20 protein-coding genes are annotated in these 16,115 nt (G+C 60.4%); 10 read left to right on the top strand and 10 right to left on the bottom strand.

What is annotated here, in order from left to right; translation table 11 throughout:
- Positions 1-22: 22 nt before the first annotated feature.
- The 6 genes from BUC36_RS08870 to BUC36_RS08840 form a co-directional block, all read right to left on the bottom strand.
- Positions 23-907, bottom strand: a complete 885-nt coding sequence (locus tag BUC36_RS08870; protein ID WP_073273770.1) for a M15 family metallopeptidase — start codon at positions 905-907, stop codon at positions 23-25.
- A 408-nt stretch (positions 908-1,315) separates the two neighbouring features.
- The gene (gene dbpA / locus BUC36_RS08865) at positions 1,316-2,719 is read right to left on the bottom strand and encodes an ATP-dependent RNA helicase DbpA (RefSeq protein ID WP_073273767.1); all 1,404 of its coding nucleotides are present in this window, start codon (positions 2,717-2,719) and stop codon (positions 1,316-1,318) included.
- Between the two features lie 410 nt (positions 2,720-3,129).
- Positions 3,130-4,365, bottom strand: coding sequence for a S41 family peptidase (locus tag BUC36_RS08855; protein WP_073273763.1), 1,236 nt, complete (start codon positions 4,363-4,365; stop codon positions 3,130-3,132).
- Positions 4,366-4,553: 188 nt separating this feature from the next.
- Complete coding sequence (locus tag BUC36_RS08850) at positions 4,554-5,399, bottom strand: SPFH domain-containing protein (protein WP_073273762.1); 846 nt, start codon at positions 5,397-5,399, stop codon at positions 4,554-4,556.
- Positions 5,400-5,556: 157 nt separating this feature from the next.
- A complete protein-coding gene (locus BUC36_RS08845) occupies positions 5,557-6,018 on the bottom strand; it encodes an NfeD family protein (RefSeq protein ID WP_073273760.1) in 462 nt (153 codons plus the stop codon).
- A gap of 108 nt (positions 6,019-6,126) precedes the next feature.
- Positions 6,127-6,951 carry a CHAD domain-containing protein gene (locus tag BUC36_RS08840; protein ID WP_073273757.1) on the bottom strand — a complete coding sequence of 275 codons (825 nt, stop codon included), beginning with the start codon at positions 6,949-6,951 and terminating at the stop codon, positions 6,127-6,129.
- Positions 6,952-7,133: 182 nt separating this feature from the next.
- On the opposite strand from BUC36_RS08840, the gene ubiE reads away from it, so the two are divergent.
- The 9 genes from ubiE (at position 7,134) to BUC36_RS08795 (ending at position 13,359) form a co-directional block, all read left to right on the top strand.
- Positions 7,134-7,883: a bifunctional demethylmenaquinone methyltransferase/2-methoxy-6-polyprenyl-1,4-benzoquinol methylase UbiE gene (gene ubiE / locus BUC36_RS08835; protein WP_073273755.1), complete on the top strand. Its 750-nt coding sequence runs from the start codon at positions 7,134-7,136 to the stop codon at positions 7,881-7,883.
- Between the two features lie 24 nt (positions 7,884-7,907).
- A complete protein-coding gene (locus BUC36_RS08830; RefSeq protein ID WP_073273753.1) occupies positions 7,908-8,534 on the top strand; it encodes a ubiquinone biosynthesis accessory factor UbiJ in 627 nt (208 codons plus the stop codon).
- A 2-nt stretch (positions 8,535-8,536) separates the two neighbouring features.
- Positions 8,537-10,147 carry a ubiquinone biosynthesis regulatory protein kinase UbiB gene (gene ubiB, locus BUC36_RS08825; RefSeq protein WP_073273751.1) on the top strand — a complete coding sequence of 537 codons (1,611 nt, stop codon included), beginning with the start codon at positions 8,537-8,539 and terminating at the stop codon, positions 10,145-10,147.
- A 78-nt stretch (positions 10,148-10,225) separates the two neighbouring features.
- Complete coding sequence (gene hisI / locus BUC36_RS08820) at positions 10,226-10,639, top strand: phosphoribosyl-AMP cyclohydrolase (protein WP_073273749.1); 414 nt, start codon at positions 10,226-10,228, stop codon at positions 10,637-10,639.
- On the top strand, positions 10,636-10,974 hold the full coding sequence (locus BUC36_RS08815; RefSeq protein ID WP_073273746.1) for a phosphoribosyl-ATP diphosphatase: 339 nt from the start codon (positions 10,636-10,638) through the stop codon (positions 10,972-10,974). The genes hisI and BUC36_RS08815 overlap by 4 nt, the downstream gene beginning before the upstream one ends.
- 39 nt (positions 10,975-11,013) lie before the next feature.
- Positions 11,014-11,271 carry a Sec-independent protein translocase subunit TatA gene (gene tatA / locus BUC36_RS08810; protein ID WP_073273744.1) on the top strand — a complete coding sequence of 86 codons (258 nt, stop codon included), beginning with the start codon at positions 11,014-11,016 and terminating at the stop codon, positions 11,269-11,271.
- Between the two features lie 42 nt (positions 11,272-11,313).
- Positions 11,314-11,841 (top strand): Sec-independent protein translocase protein TatB, encoded by a 528-nt coding sequence (gene tatB / locus BUC36_RS08805; protein WP_073273742.1) that lies wholly within the window; start codon positions 11,314-11,316, stop codon positions 11,839-11,841.
- A complete protein-coding gene (tatC, locus tag BUC36_RS08800) occupies positions 11,838-12,602 on the top strand; it encodes a twin-arginine translocase subunit TatC (protein ID WP_073273740.1) in 765 nt (254 codons plus the stop codon). The genes tatB and tatC overlap by 4 nt, the downstream gene beginning before the upstream one ends.
- The gene (locus BUC36_RS08795; protein WP_143186919.1) at positions 12,595-13,359 is read left to right on the top strand and encodes an esterase/lipase family protein; all 765 of its coding nucleotides are present in this window, start codon (positions 12,595-12,597) and stop codon (positions 13,357-13,359) included. Before tatC ends, BUC36_RS08795 begins: the two co-directional genes overlap by 8 nt.
- Here BUC36_RS08795 and BUC36_RS08790 read toward each other — a convergent pair.
- The 3 genes from BUC36_RS08790 to BUC36_RS08780 all read right to left on the bottom strand — a co-directional run bounded on the left by BUC36_RS08790 (position 13,356) and on the right by BUC36_RS08780 (position 14,447).
- Positions 13,356-13,748, bottom strand: coding sequence for an MliC family protein (locus BUC36_RS08790; protein ID WP_073273738.1), 393 nt, complete (start codon positions 13,746-13,748; stop codon positions 13,356-13,358). The two genes, BUC36_RS08795 and BUC36_RS08790, sit on opposite strands and share 4 nt — an antisense overlap.
- A 174-nt stretch (positions 13,749-13,922) precedes the next feature.
- A complete protein-coding gene (locus tag BUC36_RS08785; protein ID WP_073273735.1) occupies positions 13,923-14,051 on the bottom strand; it encodes a DUF3149 domain-containing protein in 129 nt (42 codons plus the stop codon).
- A gap of 138 nt (positions 14,052-14,189) precedes the next feature.
- On the bottom strand, positions 14,190-14,447 hold the full coding sequence (locus BUC36_RS08780) for a hypothetical protein (RefSeq protein WP_073273734.1): 258 nt from the start codon (positions 14,445-14,447) through the stop codon (positions 14,190-14,192).
- A gap of 45 nt (positions 14,448-14,492) precedes the next feature.
- Here BUC36_RS08780 and BUC36_RS08775 point away from each other — a divergent pair, with 45 nt between their 5' ends.
- Positions 14,493-15,650, top strand: a complete 1,158-nt coding sequence (locus BUC36_RS08775; protein ID WP_084535748.1) for an aminopeptidase — start codon at positions 14,493-14,495, stop codon at positions 15,648-15,650.
- Here the strand turns inward: BUC36_RS08775 and dtd are convergent.
- Positions 15,557-15,994: a D-aminoacyl-tRNA deacylase gene (gene dtd / locus BUC36_RS08770; RefSeq protein ID WP_073273732.1), complete on the bottom strand. Its 438-nt coding sequence runs from the start codon at positions 15,992-15,994 to the stop codon at positions 15,557-15,559. The two genes, BUC36_RS08775 and dtd, sit on opposite strands and share 94 nt — an antisense overlap.
- Between the last annotated feature and the right edge of the window lie 121 nt (positions 15,995-16,115).

Genomic DNA, 16,115 nt, shown 5'->3' with positions numbered 1-16,115 from the left:
TATTCCGGGTATCCGATTGCAGTCAAGAAGATCTTGGTTTGTCAAATCCTGCGATTGTAAAGTGCATGCCATCCTTTCTCGAGTAGTTTCCACCCCAGAAAAACCCAGCGTCGGTGAAGCATTTCACAAATTTTTTGGACATAGTCGGTGTCTCACCCAGGCCATTGCCGGTCATATTGATATCAATGGCCAATGCCCAGGAGTGCGCGGACCAGTTTGTGGTGCCCCTCGTCGCTCGAATAGCGTGAGAGCCGCCAAATTCCTTCAGGTCGCCCAGTAAGCTCTGCTTCTGCAAGTTTTTCAGCGCGGCGTCGAGGAATGTGTGCATCGCCTGGTGGCACCAGATCTTGCTCACCTTACGCTTTTTGGGGTCATACACGTTTACCCAGGCATAATCTTTATCTTTTGTTATCGAATCCGGGATTTTGAACATTTTCAGGTAAGTGCTTTTCTTCGCCCAGACTTTACTTGCAGAAATCGAGCCGTAGGCCTCGGCTACCGCCGCTCGTGTCATCAGTTTTCTGGGGTCATCGGTAACCGTGGTCGTGGAATTTGCGGCAGCTTTCTTTGGCAAGGAGGCGCTTGCCCGGTCCGTAAACGACAGAGGGGCGGGCATTCCGATGCTGAATTCATAAAGTCGCTGCTTTTGCGCAGACCTGTAATTTTCCAGTGCTTTAATCGTTCTGCCATTGGAGTCAATGCGCCCATCAGGGTTTGCCAGGCCGACAATATGGCTCTGAAATTCCTTGATGCATGCAATAGTATGTGGCCCACAATTGCCATCCACTTTGAGAAACGCAAACACGTAAATCGCGCGGGACTCGATATACCGGTTTAGCAGCTTCTGCACATAGGTCACGACATCCCTCTGGTTCGCGCCGCCTAGTCCTACGCTACTGTTAATCATTTCAATCCCTTCCTTTTGATATAGATAGCTTCCATTCTGTTAAATGCCGTTAATAAAATCGGCAGCGCCTTTGCCGCTGACCAGGCAATAAATTGCCAGTCAGAAAAACTGTGCGAATTAACAGGCGGTAATAATGCGAAAAATTCGATTAAATATGTCCGCTAGGCCGGATTGCGGTACTGCGTGCATCGCAAATCCACAGAGGAGGAGTTTAAATTTGTAGTTCACGAACAGGCAATATCGTTGCGGCGGACCGGGTTCAATATTCTGCTGTTTTGGCGCCTAATTTGTCGATTCAGATAAGTAGAAATATTTTACTCTGACACCAATTTTTATGTTCGGCGGAACTGATGGGCACGCTTCGCTTTGCCCATCCTACGCAAAGCTCTTAACCGGGAGCTATTCAGCTCAGACTCCCACAATCCGCGCGCGGAACTTGCGGCCCTTTATTTTGCCACTGGCGAGCTTGTTCAGTGCTTTTTTGGCCACCGTCCGCTCTACTGCGACAAAGGTGGAGAAGTCGAAGAGTTGGATCTTGCCAATCTGCGCACCGTCGATACCGCCCTCGCCGGTCAGGGCGCCGACAATATCGCCGGCACGGACTTTCTGCTTCTTGCCGCCGTCGATCTGCAGGGTGGACATCAGCGGTCGAGCAGGCGCGAACCCCCTGGGCAGGGGCGGGATTTCCTGCAGCGTTATCGGCTGCTGCATCAACTCCTCCAGCCGCTCCAGCTTGTAGATTTCCTTCTTGCTGACCAGCGTCAGCGCCACGCCTTTCTGCCCGGCCCGCCCGGTGCGGCCGACGCGGTGTACATGCACCTCCGGGTCGCGGGACAGGTGGTAGTTCACCACCATCGGCAGCTCTTCGATATCCAGCCCGCGCGCGGCGACGTCCGTCGCCACCAGGATGGCGGCGCTGCCGTTGGCAAACAGGGCCAGCGTGCGATCGCGATCCTTCTGTTCCATGTCGCCGTGGAGCGCCAGTGCGGCAAAGCCGGCGCTCTTCAGCGCGCGGGCGGCCTCGTCGGTTTCCTTCTTGGTGTTGCAGAACACCACCGCGGCGGAAACGTCGTTACTGGCCAGCAGCTGGTGCAGCGCCGCGGGCCGCTGCTCGTTGTTCTCCACCCGGTAGAAATTCTGCTCTATCGTGCTCTCGGTGTGCGCCGTGGTCACTTCCACCTTGACCGGGTCGCGCAGCACGCGGGTCGCCAGCGCGTCGATGGTCTTGGGGTAGGTGGCGGAAAACAGCAGTGTCTGCCGCTGCGGTGGCAGTTGCGCCACAATCTGGTCCAGCACCGCCTGGAAGCCCATGTCGAGCATGCGGTCCGCCTCGTCCAGTACTAGTGTCTGTACGTCGCCCAGGTCGAGATTGCCCTTGCGCAGGTGGTCCTCGATGCGGCCGGGCGTACCCACGACGATATGGGCGCCGTGCTTCAGCGAGCCGATCTGCGGCCCGAACGGCATACCGCCGCACAGCGTCAGGATCTTGATGTTGTGAATCGCCCGCGCCAGTTTGCGCAGCTCCCGCGCCACCTGGTCCGCCAGCTCCCGCGTGGGGCACAGTACCAGCGCCTGCACGCGAAAGCGCTCCGCCTGCAGTTTGTGCAGCACGCCCAGGCCAAACGCCACCGTCTTGCCGGAGCCGGTCTTGGCCTGGCCGATAACATCTTTGCCCGCCACAATCGCCGGCAGCGCCGCGGCCTGGATTTCCGTCAGGCGCTCGTAGCCGAGGTCCTGAAGGTTCTTCAGCAGGGGCTGTTGCAGTGGCAGGGACTGGAAATCGCGGGGGTGGTCAGTATCGGGCTTGGTCACAGCGGAAACTCAGTTGGTGGAATCGCCGGGCATTGTAGGTAAGCAAGGGCCGATTTCCTATTGGAAGCAGAAAAATCCACATTAGCTGTGAACGGCTAAGACGACCTTGGGAATGCGATACGGCAGGCACACCGGCAAGAATCACGTTCTTGGCGTCGCAGTATCTTGCAAGTTCAGATGGCGCCTCTAAAAAGCGCTCAACGATTGAGTGCATCGCCGGTATCTCCTGTCTGCCGACAGCGGCGGAGACGTGCTCGATGGTTTTGCGGCCTGCGTCGGTCAGTACTACATGTGCCTTGGCGTCACCCTTGAGGGCGGGGCGGCGATGCATATCGAGGATCGCCGTCTGCCTTTTCATCTTCGGCGCGAATTGCGGTGGCGCCCGACTCCTTCATCGCTTTTTTATAAATTCAACCTTTAGTCAACACATCAAGTGCGACTAATAAAGCCTGGTCCCTACCCTGTTCATCGATGTCGGCAGAGTTCAGCGGCATGTCGGGTATAAAATCTTCCCGATAACTTCCATTTACATGGTATAGGCGCTCAAATCCAAGCTCTAGCCAGGCACCACTCACATTAAGCTCTATCCGTTTTATGCCGCCCAATAAATCGGCCATTGGCGCGCCTATAACAGCTTTCGCGCCCAATGCATCAAGCCCGATGGTCATGCCTTCGCCCATACTGCCGGTCCATCGTCCGGCCAGCACGACAAAGGGTTTGTTTATAAGGGGTGACTGCGGTGACACGGTTGCTTGCTGTAACGTCGCCTCGCTATAGGAACGACCTGGTGTTTGCGTGCGATAGCGCTGATAAGTCCTTTTAGCTTCAGTGAAGTGCCCCAAAATGGGCTCCGCCACCCCGGTGTTGCCACCGCTCGGCGTGTTTCTCAGATCAATAATAAGCGCTTGGCTTTGCTCCAGAGAGCTGATGGCATTGCCAAACTCGTCCACGCTCGTGTTATTACCAAGTGCATTATTAAACCGGATATAGCCGACGCCGCCGATATCTCTGAAGCTAACTGCCGGTCCATCTTTCAGCCTGTTAATGCTGTCATAACTCGGGGCTAGAGAGTAGCTGTGCTCACCGTCCTCATTTACAACTGCTAGCGTTCGGCTTTGATAGCGTTTGCCGCCCAGAGCGATATTAAGCGCATAATTTTTCTGCGCTAACGACAGTCTTTCGATAGGCATGCCGGTAACCGCTTCAATTGCTTCGTCGATAGTTGATCCGTCTACTCCTTTTATCGTCATGCCAGGACGTAATCCCTGCTCAAATGCCGCAGAATCAGATTTTATGTCAACAATGACCACTGAGCTTGCTTGTATTTCAGCGTAAATATCTGAGCCAGTTGGATAAACAATAAAGTCATCGTTGTCATAAGGCCCTAGGTTGAGATGAGGGTCGCGGAAGTTGCGTAGTAACGACTGAGCGACATCGATAAATTCTTCTTTTGAAGTTGTTGCTAGCGCCTTGGAGTGAAAGTTTGAGATTACGCTATCGAAGTCTTCATTCACTCTGTCTATATAGGCATATTCAGATCTCAGCGTAGTAATCAGTTCATCCCACGCGCTATTAGCGTCAAACTTGTTGCTATGGGAGCAGCCGACCAAAAAAATAAAAAATATAAGTTTATAAATACTATTCATGATTTTAGGTCTAATTAATCGATAGAAATATTGCTTCGATCTAAGGGGGCGCAGAAGGAAAAGCTTTCTCTCAGCGTTGCGGAGAACAGGTGCTTGTATGAGTGCTCACAAGGATGGAGGCGCAGCTAAAGACAATGGATCCGTGCCGTTGCTAAGCCCGGACCGGTGGCGGCCAGGGCTTGCTCTAGTTATCGGTTCAGCAACCCCTTCACCGCCTGCGGCAGATCCGCCGGGAAGATCACGTTCTTGGCATTGTCGGATTGCGACAGCTCCGACAGTGCACCGATATAGCGCTCGCCCAGCAGGTACATGACGGGCATCTCCTTGTCGCCGATGGCCTGGGTCACGCGCTCGATGGCCTCGCGGCTGGCGTCGGCCAGTACCACCTGCGCCTTGGCGTCGCGCTTCGATGCTTCCAGGCGGCCATCGGCTTCGAGGATTGCGGCCTGTTTCTCACCCTCGGCGCGGGTCACGGTGGCGCGGCGCTGGCGCTCGGCCGCGGCCTGCTCTTCCATCGCCTTCTGCATGGTGGCGGATGGGTTTATATCCTGGATCTCGACGGTCTTCAGGTTGATGCCCCAGTCGGCGATATCGTCGGAGATGCCCTCTTTCAGCTTGGCCTTGATCAGGTCGCGGGACGACAGCGCCGCGTCCAGCGACATCTCGCCGACGATGGAGCGTAGTGCGGTCTGCACCAGGTTCTGGATCGCGATCTCGTAATCCTCGACACCGTAGACGGCCTTTTCCGGCGAGACGATATTGATGTAGGCCACGGCGTTGGCGATGATGGTGGCGTTGTCCTGGGTGATGACTTCCTGCGAGGGGATATCCAGCACTATGTCCTTGGTGGTGACCTTGTAGGGCACCTGGTCGATATAGGGGATCACCACGTTCATGCCCGGCGTCAGCGTCCGGTAGTATTTACCCAGGCGCTGCACGATGTGCTTGGAACCCTGCGGCACGATGCGCACGCCTTTGGCGATGGTGATGACCACCAGTGCGACCAGCGCCAGTACTACATATAAACCTTCCACTGTTTTTTCCCCTCCCGGATGAAAGCTCGGTAAAGCCGAAATTGATTTTTGAGTTTTTGAAGCGTTGAGAATCGTCATTCCGGCGAATGCCGGAATCCAGAACGTTCGGAGTTCCTGGGTTCCGGCCTGCGCCGGAACGACGACAGGTTTCAGATCGTCAGATGCGGCTGACGATCAGCGAATTGCCGGAGATGTCCGTTACCTTGACCCGGTCGCCGATCGCGACTTCCTCGGTGCAGATAAACAGCCATTCCTCCTCGCCGAGTATCGGCGCGGGGAATTTGAGCTTGCCGCGGTTGCGCCCGCGATTGGATTCGATAACGAGGCCGATCTGGCCGTTGAGTGCCTCGGCGGCCATGCCGGACAGGGTGCGGTCTTTCCAGCGGGGCTTGATGCTTTTGACCCAGATCACCACGAGCGCGACCGACGAGAACGCCCACAGGATCAGTTGCAGGGTGATGGGTATGTCCACCGCCAGGGTCAGTACTCCCATCAGCAGGGCGGCGAGGCCGAACCAGAACAGGACGAAACCGGAAACGAAAATTTCCGCGGTGATCAGCAGCAGGCCGAGTACCAGCCAGTGCCAATAGGCGATATGTGCGTTGAGCCAATCAAGCATGATGGCAGGGCTCCCTTCCCGTGCGCGATATTTCCTCGATTATGCCAAAGAATTCGCACAAGTCGCGGAAATTATCCTGCAGATGTCGGCGAATTAGCGCTGGCGGCGCTAGGAACCGCCATTGAATGCGAATTTTTTTGCCGTAAACAGCTGTCGGCTCAGGCGTTCGATTTCCTGCTGCAGGGTGTCGAGTCGCTCGTCGGCGGCATCCAGCAGCGGAATCAGCTCGCCGCGGAACTGCGTCCCCTGTCGCCCCACCAATTCGCGCAGTAATGCCAGGTCGCGCCAGTCGCCCAGTGCCTGGGCCAGATTTTTCAGCGGCTTGCGCCGCCCGCGCAGCGCCCGGCGGCATTTCTTTTGCAGCAGGCGCGTGTGGTACCACTGGTCTTTGACCCGCTTGCGGTATTCGTGGAAGCTGGCTGCGCTCCGCTCGGCGAAGGCCTTGTCCATGGTCTTTGCGGCGCGCCGGTAACTGCGCCGGTAACCCCGCCGCGCGTGCTTCCATTTGAGTGTCTCCAGTGGCCAGTCGCCGATACGCTCGCCGCCCTGCTGCAGCAATGTCTTGGCCTCTTCCAGCGCATCTGCATCGGCCTGGCCGCGGGCGCGAGCCTCGAGGAATTCCAAAATCTGCGGAAAGCGCTCCGCCGGTGCCAGCGCCAGCAGGGCGTCGCGCACCGACACGGCGTCGCGGCTGCCGGACAGGCCGCCGGCGAGGGTGCGGTAGTGGGCATTCTCGTAGCGGTAGAGGTCGCCGATATCCGCGCGCACCAGGCGCAGCAGCGCGCGCATCTTCTTGCAGTGTTTGCGTAGCTCGTGCACGGCCTCTTCCTGTGGCAGCGCCTGCAGGTCGCGCAGCGCGCCGGCGATTTCCCTGCGCGCGGTGCGGCGCAGGGCTTTCGCCAGGGGCAATTTGCGCTTTAGCTGATAGACCATGTTGCCGTTCCACTCGCCGCTCCCCGTAAAGTCTAGTGGGTGCCGCTGCGCATTTATTCAGCTGACCGCAAAGCGGGCCCGGTTAATCACAAGGGGGCGGTGCCTGCGCGCCGCCGTCGATGTACAATGGCGCCCCTCTAAATTGACCAGACAGGGGCTCGACAGGGCTCAGCAGGCACAGCATGAAGGATCGCAAGACCACCCACTTCGGCTATCAAGAGGTTCCGGTAGAGGAGAAGGCCGGTCGCGTAGCGGAGGTTTTCCACTCGGTTGCGGCGCGCTATGACGTGATGAACGACCTGATGTCAGGAGGCGTTCACCGCCTGTGGAAGCGTTTCACCATCGAACTCTCCGGCGCGCGCCCGGGCCAGACGATCCTCGATATCGCCGGCGGTACCGGCGACCTGACCGCGCGCTTCTCGCGCATCGTCGGCGCCGACGGCACCGTGGTGCTGGCGGATATCAACGAGTCGATGCTGCGCGTGGGCCGCGACCGCCTGCTCGACCGCGGCATCGCCGGCAATGTGGTGCCGGTGCAGGCCGATGCCCAGTACCTGCCCTTCCCCGACAACACCTTCGACTGCATCACCATCGCCTTCGGCCTGCGCAATGTCACCGACAAGGACCTGGCGCTGCGCTCCATGCTGCGGGTGCTGAAGCCGGGCGGCCGCCTGCTGGTGCTGGAGTTCTCCAAGCCGCAGTCCAAACTGCTGGAGAAGGTCTACGACCAGTACTCGTTCCGCCTGCTGCCGTTTATGGGCAAGCTGGTGGCCAACGATGCCGAGAGCTACCGCTACCTGGCGGAGAGCATCCGCATGCACCCGGACCAGGAGACCCTGAAGCAGATGATGGCGGACGCCGGCTTCGTGGACTGCGAATACCACAATATGACCGGCGGCATTGTCGCACTGCACAAAGGCATCAAACCCTAAGGCCAGGAAGCTAAGGACGTCACCTTGGACCCGACATTTCGCGCCGGCTTCGATGCCGCGCTGGAAACCGCAATCAACACCGCGCTGCAATACGATCCCGGCACCCGCGCGCGCCTGCAGAAACTCGACGGCAAGGCGCTGGCGCTGGACCTGACCGCGCCGCGCCTGCAGTTCTGCCTGTGCATCGAGGGCGACCAGGTGCGGGTGCGCCACCACTGGGAAGGGGAAATCTCGACCCGCCTGAGCGGCTCGGCGATCGCCTTCGTGCGGCTGCTGCGGGATTCCTCGGCGACCCCGGCCGGGCTGGGCGTGCATGTCAGCGGCTCCAGTGCGCTGCTGGCGGAACTGCAGTCCATCATGCGCGACCTGGAGATCGACTGGGAGGCGCCGCTGGCGCAAATAGTCGGCGACGTGCCCGCGCACACCGTCGGCAATCTGCTGCGCGACGCCTCGCGCTGGCTGCGCGGCAATCTGATGCGCGCACCCGCCGCGGCGGCGGAGGCCGTCAGCGAGGAGTGGCACCTGACCCCGCCGAAGGCCCAGTTCGAGGCCTTCGTCGACGATCTTTCCGACCTGACCCTGGCGGCGGATCGCCTCGAGGCGCGGGTGCAGCTGCTGCGGGACAGATTTTCCCGGCGGGAGGTCGAATAGCCTTGCCGGTTGCTCGCAGTTTTAAGATCGCGCGGGTCGTCCTGCGCTACCGCCTCGACCAGCTGCTGCCGGCCACCCGCCGGCCACTGTGGCTGCGCGGCCTTCTCGCACCGCTGAAGCTGGTGCCGCAGCCGAAGATGGGCCGCGGCGAACGGCTGCGCCGCGCGCTGGAAGAGCTGGGGCCTATCTTCGTCAAGTTCGGCCAGCTGCTGTCGACGCGCCCGGACCTGCTGCCGCCGGATATCGTCGAGGAACTCGACCACCTGCAGGACAATGTGCCGCCCTTCCCGACGGACCAGTGCGTCGCGCGGATCGAGCAGGCGCTCGAGGCCAGTGTCGATGAGCTGTTCGCCGAATTCGACCGGCAGCCGCTCGCGTCCGCGTCGGTGGCGCAGGTGCACGGTGCCGTGCTGCCGTCCGGTGAGTCCGTCGTCGTCAAGGTGCTGCGCCCGGGTATCGACAGGATCATCGAGCAGGACCTGCGCCTGCTGCGGGTCATCGCCCGCTGGATCGAGCGCTGGGTACCCGACGGCCGCCGCCTGCGCCCGGTGGAGGTGGTTGAGGATTACCGCCACACCATCGAGGGCGAACTGGATCTGGTGCGCGAGGCCGCCAACGGCACCCAGCTGAAGCGCAACTTCAGCAACTCGCCGCTGCTGTATATCCCCGAGGTGCACTGGGACTACACGCGGGAAAACGTGCTGGTGCTGGAGCGCATCGACGGCATTCCGGTGACCGACGTGGCGCAACTGCGCGCCCAGGACACCGATATGCAGCTGCTGGCCGAGCGCGGCGTGGAGATCTTCTTCAAGCAGGTGTTCGAGCACAATTTCTTCCACGCCGACATGCACCCCGGCAATATCTTCGTATCGCGCAAGAATCCCCGCCGCCCGCAGTACATCGCCATCGACACCGCCATCGTCGGCAGCCTGTCGCGCGAGGACCAGTACTACCTGGCGCGCAACCTGCTGGCCATGTTCCGCCGCGACTACCGCATGGTGGCCGAGCTGCATGTGCAGAGTGGCTGGGTGCGGGCCGACACCCCGGTGAACACCTTCGAGGCGGCGATCCGCGCCGTGTGCGAGCCGATTTTCGAGAAGCCGCTCGGCGAGATCTCCTTCGCACGCGTGCTGATCAGCCTGTTCCAGACGGCGCGCAGATTCGACATGGCGGTGCAGCCGCAACTGGTGCTGCTGCAGAAGACGCTGCTCAATATCGAGGGGCTGGGGCGGCAGCTTTATCCGCAGCTCGATCTGTGGAAGACTGCTCATCCATTTCTCGAGCGCTGGATGCGCGACCGCATCCACCCGCGCACGATCCTGGGCGAGATCAAGCGCTACGGCCCGGAGTGGCTGGAGAAGTTTCCGCAGCTGCCGCAGCTGGTGTATTCGTCGCTGGAACAGTCCCGCGAACTGGCGCCGCAGCTGGACAACATCGGCGAGCAGCTGGCGCGCAGCCACCGCCGCGGCCGGCGCCAGTATTTCCGGCGCATCGCCGGCGTGCTGTTGGCGTTCGGCGCCACCGCGCTTGCCGCTCCGGACTGGTTTGCGCAGCTGCCACCGGCGGGCTGGGCCATGGGCGCCGCCGCGCTGGTGCTGCTGCTGTGGCCCTAGGTCGCATAAGCGCTGCGTATTCGTTGGAACTCAATGTTTGGAGTCCAACCTACAATTGGAAGTCTGAAGGAAGGGACATTGACGCAAGCAGATCCTAAAGCCGGATTCATCGACCAGGTCAGCTGGAACAGCGACGGCCTGGTACCCGCTATCGCGCAGGATTTCAAAACCGGGCGCATACTGATGATGGCGTGGATGAATCGTGAGTCACTGGCCATCACCGCCAGCGAGGGCTATGCGGTCTACTGGTCCCGTTCGCGCGGCAAGCTGTGGCGCAAGGGCGAGTCTTCCGGACACCTGCAGCAGGTGCGCGAGATACGCCTCGACTGCGACGGCGATACGATTCTGTTGCTGGTGGAACAGCAGGGCGGCATAGCCTGCCATACCGGGCGCAGCAGCTGCTTCTACCGCGTGTTGCAGGGCGGCGAGTGGTCGACCACTCAGCCGGTGATCAAGAGCCCGGAAACCATCTACGAGTCGCCCGAACTATGAGTGACCTGCTGCAACAACTGGACGCGGTACTGGCAAGCCGCAAGCGCGCCGGCGACGCCGACAGCTCCTATGTGGCGAGCCTGCATGCGAAAGGGCTGAACAAGATTTTGGAGAAAGTCGGCGAGGAAGCCACCGAGGTGATCCTGGCCGCCAAGGACGCGGAGAACGGCGGTGACCGGCAGGCGCTGATCGCCGAGACCGCCGACCTCTGGTTTCACTCCCTGGTGATGCTTTCACACCTGGGCGCGGATTCACAGGACGTATTGCGTGAGCTGGGGCGTCGCTTCGGCCTCTCGGGGCTGGAAGAAAAAGCCGCGCGTTCGAACAACGACTGATGCTTTAGCGGCCCGGCCGCAATCAATCTGGAGAAAATTATGGGATTCGGTGGAATTAGTATCTGGCAGCTGTTGATTATTCTGGTGATCGTGCTGCTGCTGTTCGGTACCAAGCGTTTGAAAAATCTCGGTGGCGACCTGGGCGGTGCCATCAAGGGTTTTAAGAAGGCGATAAAGGACGAGGACAAGGACAAAGAGTCCGACAAGGAGCCGGATCGCCTCCAGCACGACGAAACGGAAAAACCGCAGACGAAAGAATCCGTGCAGGACAAGGAAAAACAGTCCCAGGACAAATAATTCGACAACCCTTCCCGAATATACGAGCGCGAGATTCGGCCTGTGTTTGATATCGGCTTCTTTGAACTCCTGCTGGTCGGCGTCGTGGCCCTGCTCGTGGTAGGGCCCGAGCGGCTGCCGGACGCGATCCGCACCACCGCCCGCTGGTGGTCCGGCATCAAGCGCACGTTGCACAACGCGCGCGAAGAGCTGGAAAAAGAGGTGGGCGCGGACGATATTCGCCGCGAGCTGCACAACGAGCGCATCATGCGCGAGCTCGAGGAGAGCCGCCGGGAAATGGAGCAGGCTTTCAGTGAGGCCGGCCGCGAGGAAGTCGCACCGGCACAAAGCGAGTCCGCGCCGCAATCTGCGCAACCCGAGCGAACTTTCGATCCCAGTCATCCCACCGATGACGCGGAGGACTACCTGCCGGAACAGGACGAGAATGCCGAGGAACTGCAGGACCCCGAATATCCGGAGCACTGGCACGACTACGGCGATCCGGATATGAATCCGCAACACCCCGAGCACGTTGCAGAAAAAGACCTGCCCCTGGAAAAAACGCCGCAGGAAAAAAATAGCCAGTCATGAGCGAGCAACCGCAAGAACAGGGTCAGCCCGAAGAAAGCCATCAGCCATTTATCGATCACCTGATCGAACTGCGCGATCGCCTGCTGCGGGTACTGCTGGTCGTGGTGGCAATATTTGCCTGCATGGTGCCCTTTGCCGCGGATATCTACGATATCGTCGCCGATCCGTTGCAGGACCGGCTGGTCGAAGGCGCCGGCATGATCGCCACGGAAGTGACCTCGCCCTTTTTCACACCGTTCAAGACCACGTTTATCCTGGCTTTTTTTATCGCCATCCCCTACGTGCTCTATCAGGCGTGGGCCTTTATCGCCCCCGGCCTGTACAAAAATGAAAAGCGCTTTGCCGCGCCGATCCTGATTTCCAGCGTGATCCTGTTTTATGCCGGCATGGCGTTCGCGTATTTTGTCGTGTTCCCCATTCTGTTCGACTTCTTTGTCAGTTCCGCCCATGCCGATATCAAGGTGCTGCCGGATATCAGTCGCTACCTGGATCTGGTGCTGAAGCTGTTTTTCGCCTTCGGCTTCGCGTTTGAGATTCCCATCGCCACGGTGCTGTTGATCTGGAGCGGTGCGGTCGAGCCCAAAGTGTTGGCGCAGAAGCGCGCCTACGTCATCGTCGCCTGCTTCGTGGTGGGCATGCTGCTGACACCGCCGGATATCCTGTCGCAGTCCCTGCTGGCAGTACCCATGTGGCTGCTGTTTGAGCTCGGGCTCATCCTGGGGCGCTGGGTAAGATCCCGCCCCAAGGAAGAGAGTGCCTAAGGGGGGAATCACCCAGGGGAAACTGTCGCTCGCGGCGGCGGTTACGGTTCTGTTGTTTTTCGCGGCTTCCGTGCGCGCAGAGACCCAATGCGTGATCCTGCTGCACGGACTTACCAAAGACTCGCGCAGCCTGCGCCCACTGCAGCATCAACTGATAGATGCCGGCTACTACGTAGCGAATATCGATTATCCATCGCGACAAAAACCAATTGCCGAGCTGGCGGATTACGCAGTCAAAGCGGGGCTGGAGCAGTGCGCGCGGGTAAACGCGCGGCCGGTGAACTTCGTTACACACTCCCTCGGTGGTCTCCTGGTCCGTCACTATCTGCAGCGGCATTCAGTGGCGCAACTGAACCGGATCGTGATGCTCGCGCCGCCCAATCACGGCAGCCGTGTCGGCGACATCCTCAGCTGTATTCCCTATATCAAGGACATCAATGGGCCCGCCGGGCGCCAGCTCGGTACCGGCGCTGGCAGCGTGCCGTTACAACTCGAGCCGGCGGCGTTTAACCTGGGGATCATTGCCGGCAACCGCTCTCTTAATCCCCTGGCTTCGTCGCTGTTGGCGGGCCAGGATGACGGACGTATCACGGTGGAAAGTGCGCGCTTGCCGGGAATGTGCAGCTTTCTGGTCTTGCCGCAAACGCACGGCGGTATCGCTGCAGACGAGCAGGCAATTTTCCAGGCGCTACAGTATTTAAGCCGTGGCTATTTTACCGATGCGCGCGCAGAGCAATTTGACTGTACGGCCGATTAATCGCCTTCTGCAGGTTGCTCTGCGCTGCGGCAGTCTTTCAGTTGTTCAGTCACCTGCCCATCGCCGAGGGATTGCTTGAGCAGCACGCCCTGGCCCCCTTCGGTATGCCAGCGATAGTTGGGTTGTCCCTTGTCGGCGACAAAAAGCACCCCGGAGTCGGCGGGTTCCTGGTGCATCGGGATCATCGTATTGCGATAGGTCAGCGTGGCCAGCCGCGGTTCGCCGTCGGTGGGAATCACGTATTTGAGTTGTAGGCGTTCGCCATTTTCACAGCGATAGTCAACGGTGTGGATTTCCGCCGCGAAGCCGCGCTCCTGTTTTTCACAGGCGGCGGTTGCGACGACAAGTAATAGGCCGGCAGTGAGAGTGCAAACTTTGGCGCGGGTCATTCTGGCCTGTCCTCGAAGATGCGAGTCGAGCGGTTACCGCACTTTGGAAAGCGGCATAGCGGAAAAATTCCACAACCCGTGAAAAGCGCCGCCGCAACACATACGGTGTCGCGGCCTTCCTCGATTTGGCGGCTCTATGACCCTTCGGCCAGTAGCGGCGGAACGGAAGCTGGATCAGCTCTCCTGTTCGATTTTGCGCAGGGCCAAGCGGATAAAATAGGCGGCCATCAGGCAGACGAACCCGATAATGCCCAGGCTCAGCAGGCCGGAAAAGCTGGTGAACAGATCAATTAACGCATCCATCTCTGGCTCCTCAATACCAACTATCTGATGAGGCCAGTCTAGGTGCCGGCGGCGCCAGCGACTTGACCTGGATCAAGTTGGCCGCCGATTGCGACCCGGTGCGCGGAAACCTCCTAGAATGTGGGAGCCCCACAGGGCTCAAAGAAGCTGGGCCGCGCAGAAGAAGGTCAGCGCGGCCGCGGCGAGCAAAAACATCTCGCGCTCCTGGCGCCAGCGGGGCAGGAGCAGCAGCAACGCCAGCGGTGGCAGGAATACGGCGAGAAGTCCGAGCGCCGTCTGCTCGCCAAAGCCGACGCGCAGCAGGCGCAGCCAGCTGATGAAGCCGAAGACCAGCGCAAAAACTGTCAGGACGGCGGCGACGGGCGCCATGCCGGTACCAGTGGCTGCCGGCTCCATGCCTTAACCCTCCTGCGAATCGGAAATCCATCGATAGGAATAAGAGTGTATATCAGCAGCGGACGCCCAATCGCAATACTGAACCCGCGAGTGATCGCACTGGTCGTCGCGCTACTGCTGTTGAGCGGCTGCGAGACCGCGGGCTACTACACCCAGGCGGCTACCGGCCAGTGGCGAATCCTCGCCGCCCGGCAGCCGATCGAGGAGGTGGCGCAGGCGCCGGACACCGAGGAAAAGCTGCAGCAGCAGCTGCGCCTGGTGCAGTCGATTCGCGCCTATGCCAGCGGCGAACTGCGCCTGCCGGTCGGGCGCGCCTACGGTGCCTTCGTGAAGCTCGACGAGGAGTACCCGATCTGGAATGTGCTGGCGGCGCCGGAATTCTCCCTGTCGCCCAAGCGCTGGTGCTACCCGATTGCGGGCTGTGCCAGTTACCGCGGTTATTTCAACAAAGCCGCCGCGCGCGGCAAGGCGCAGGAACTGCTGGGCGAAGGCTACGATGTCTACCTGGGGCCGGTGCCCGCCTACAGCACCCTGGGCTGGTTCGACGACCCGGTGCTGTCCAGTTTCGTCAACTGGTCGCCGGAGCGGTTGGGGGGACTACTGTTCCACGAGCTGGCGCACCGGCGCGTATATATCTCCGGCGATACCCAGTTCAACGAGAGCTTCGCTACCGCGGTGTCGGAACTGGCACTGCCGGACTGGCGCCGGCGCCAGGGACTGACCGGAGCCTCGGCGGATGCCCGCGCCCAGGCACTGGCGGTCAGGCGACTGATGACGGCAACGCGCAAGCGGCTGGAACCGCTCTACGAGTCGGGCCTGCCCGACGACGACAAGCGCGCACAGAAAGCCGCCATTCTCGCGCGCCTGCGGCACTGCTACCGCGAGCTGTCGGCGGACTGGCCCAATCCGGAGCGCTATCGCGCCTATATCGAAAAAACCAATAACGCCACCCTGGCGCTGGCGGCCGAATACCAGTCCCAGGTGCCGGCCTTCCGCCAGCTGTATCTGGACAGCGGCAGCTGGGAGGCCTTCTATGAGGCCGCAGAGGCAATGGGCAAGCTCGACAAGAGCGCCCGCAAACGGCGCCTCGAAACGCTGGCGGCGCGCTATCAGGCTTCGAGCAGGAAAGTTACCGGCCCGTCGTTTGACAGCGAGACCTGCATGTCCGCGGCGAACACGCCACTGGCCACGGGCGCGAACTGAGCGCGGGCCCGCTCGACAAAGTAATCGTACAGCTCCTCCGCCTGTTGCGGCGTGGCGCCGCGGCTGAAGCTGGGGCGCAGGCCGCGGGCGGTGTCGGCCACCAGGGTGAACTGACTCACCACCAGCAGGGCGCCGCCGGCCTGCTGCACATTCAGGTTCATGCGCCCCTGCTCGTCCCCGAACACTCGGTAGTGCAGCACCTTGTGCAGCAGCTTGTCGGCACTGTCGCGATTGTCCTGCGCCTCGACACCCAGCAGCAGCAACAGGCCGCGATCGATGGCACCGACCGACTCTCCGTTCACATCCACGCGTGCGTGGCTCACTCGCTGGATCAACCCCTTCATCTCAACCTCTCTGCGCTTGTGGAACCCGGTGAGTAAATCGCCTAGATTAGCGGACAGAGCGAGGGCGAGAAACCGTTAATACCTTCATGAAGACTCGATGCCGGTGATCGAGTGGTTGAGT

Source organism: Microbulbifer donghaiensis (assembly GCF_900129095.1).
GTDB lineage: Bacteria > Pseudomonadota > Gammaproteobacteria > Pseudomonadales > Cellvibrionaceae > Microbulbifer > Microbulbifer donghaiensis.
The sequence above is the reverse complement of the archived record's forward strand: the minus strand, read 5'-3'. Positions and strand labels throughout refer to the sequence as shown.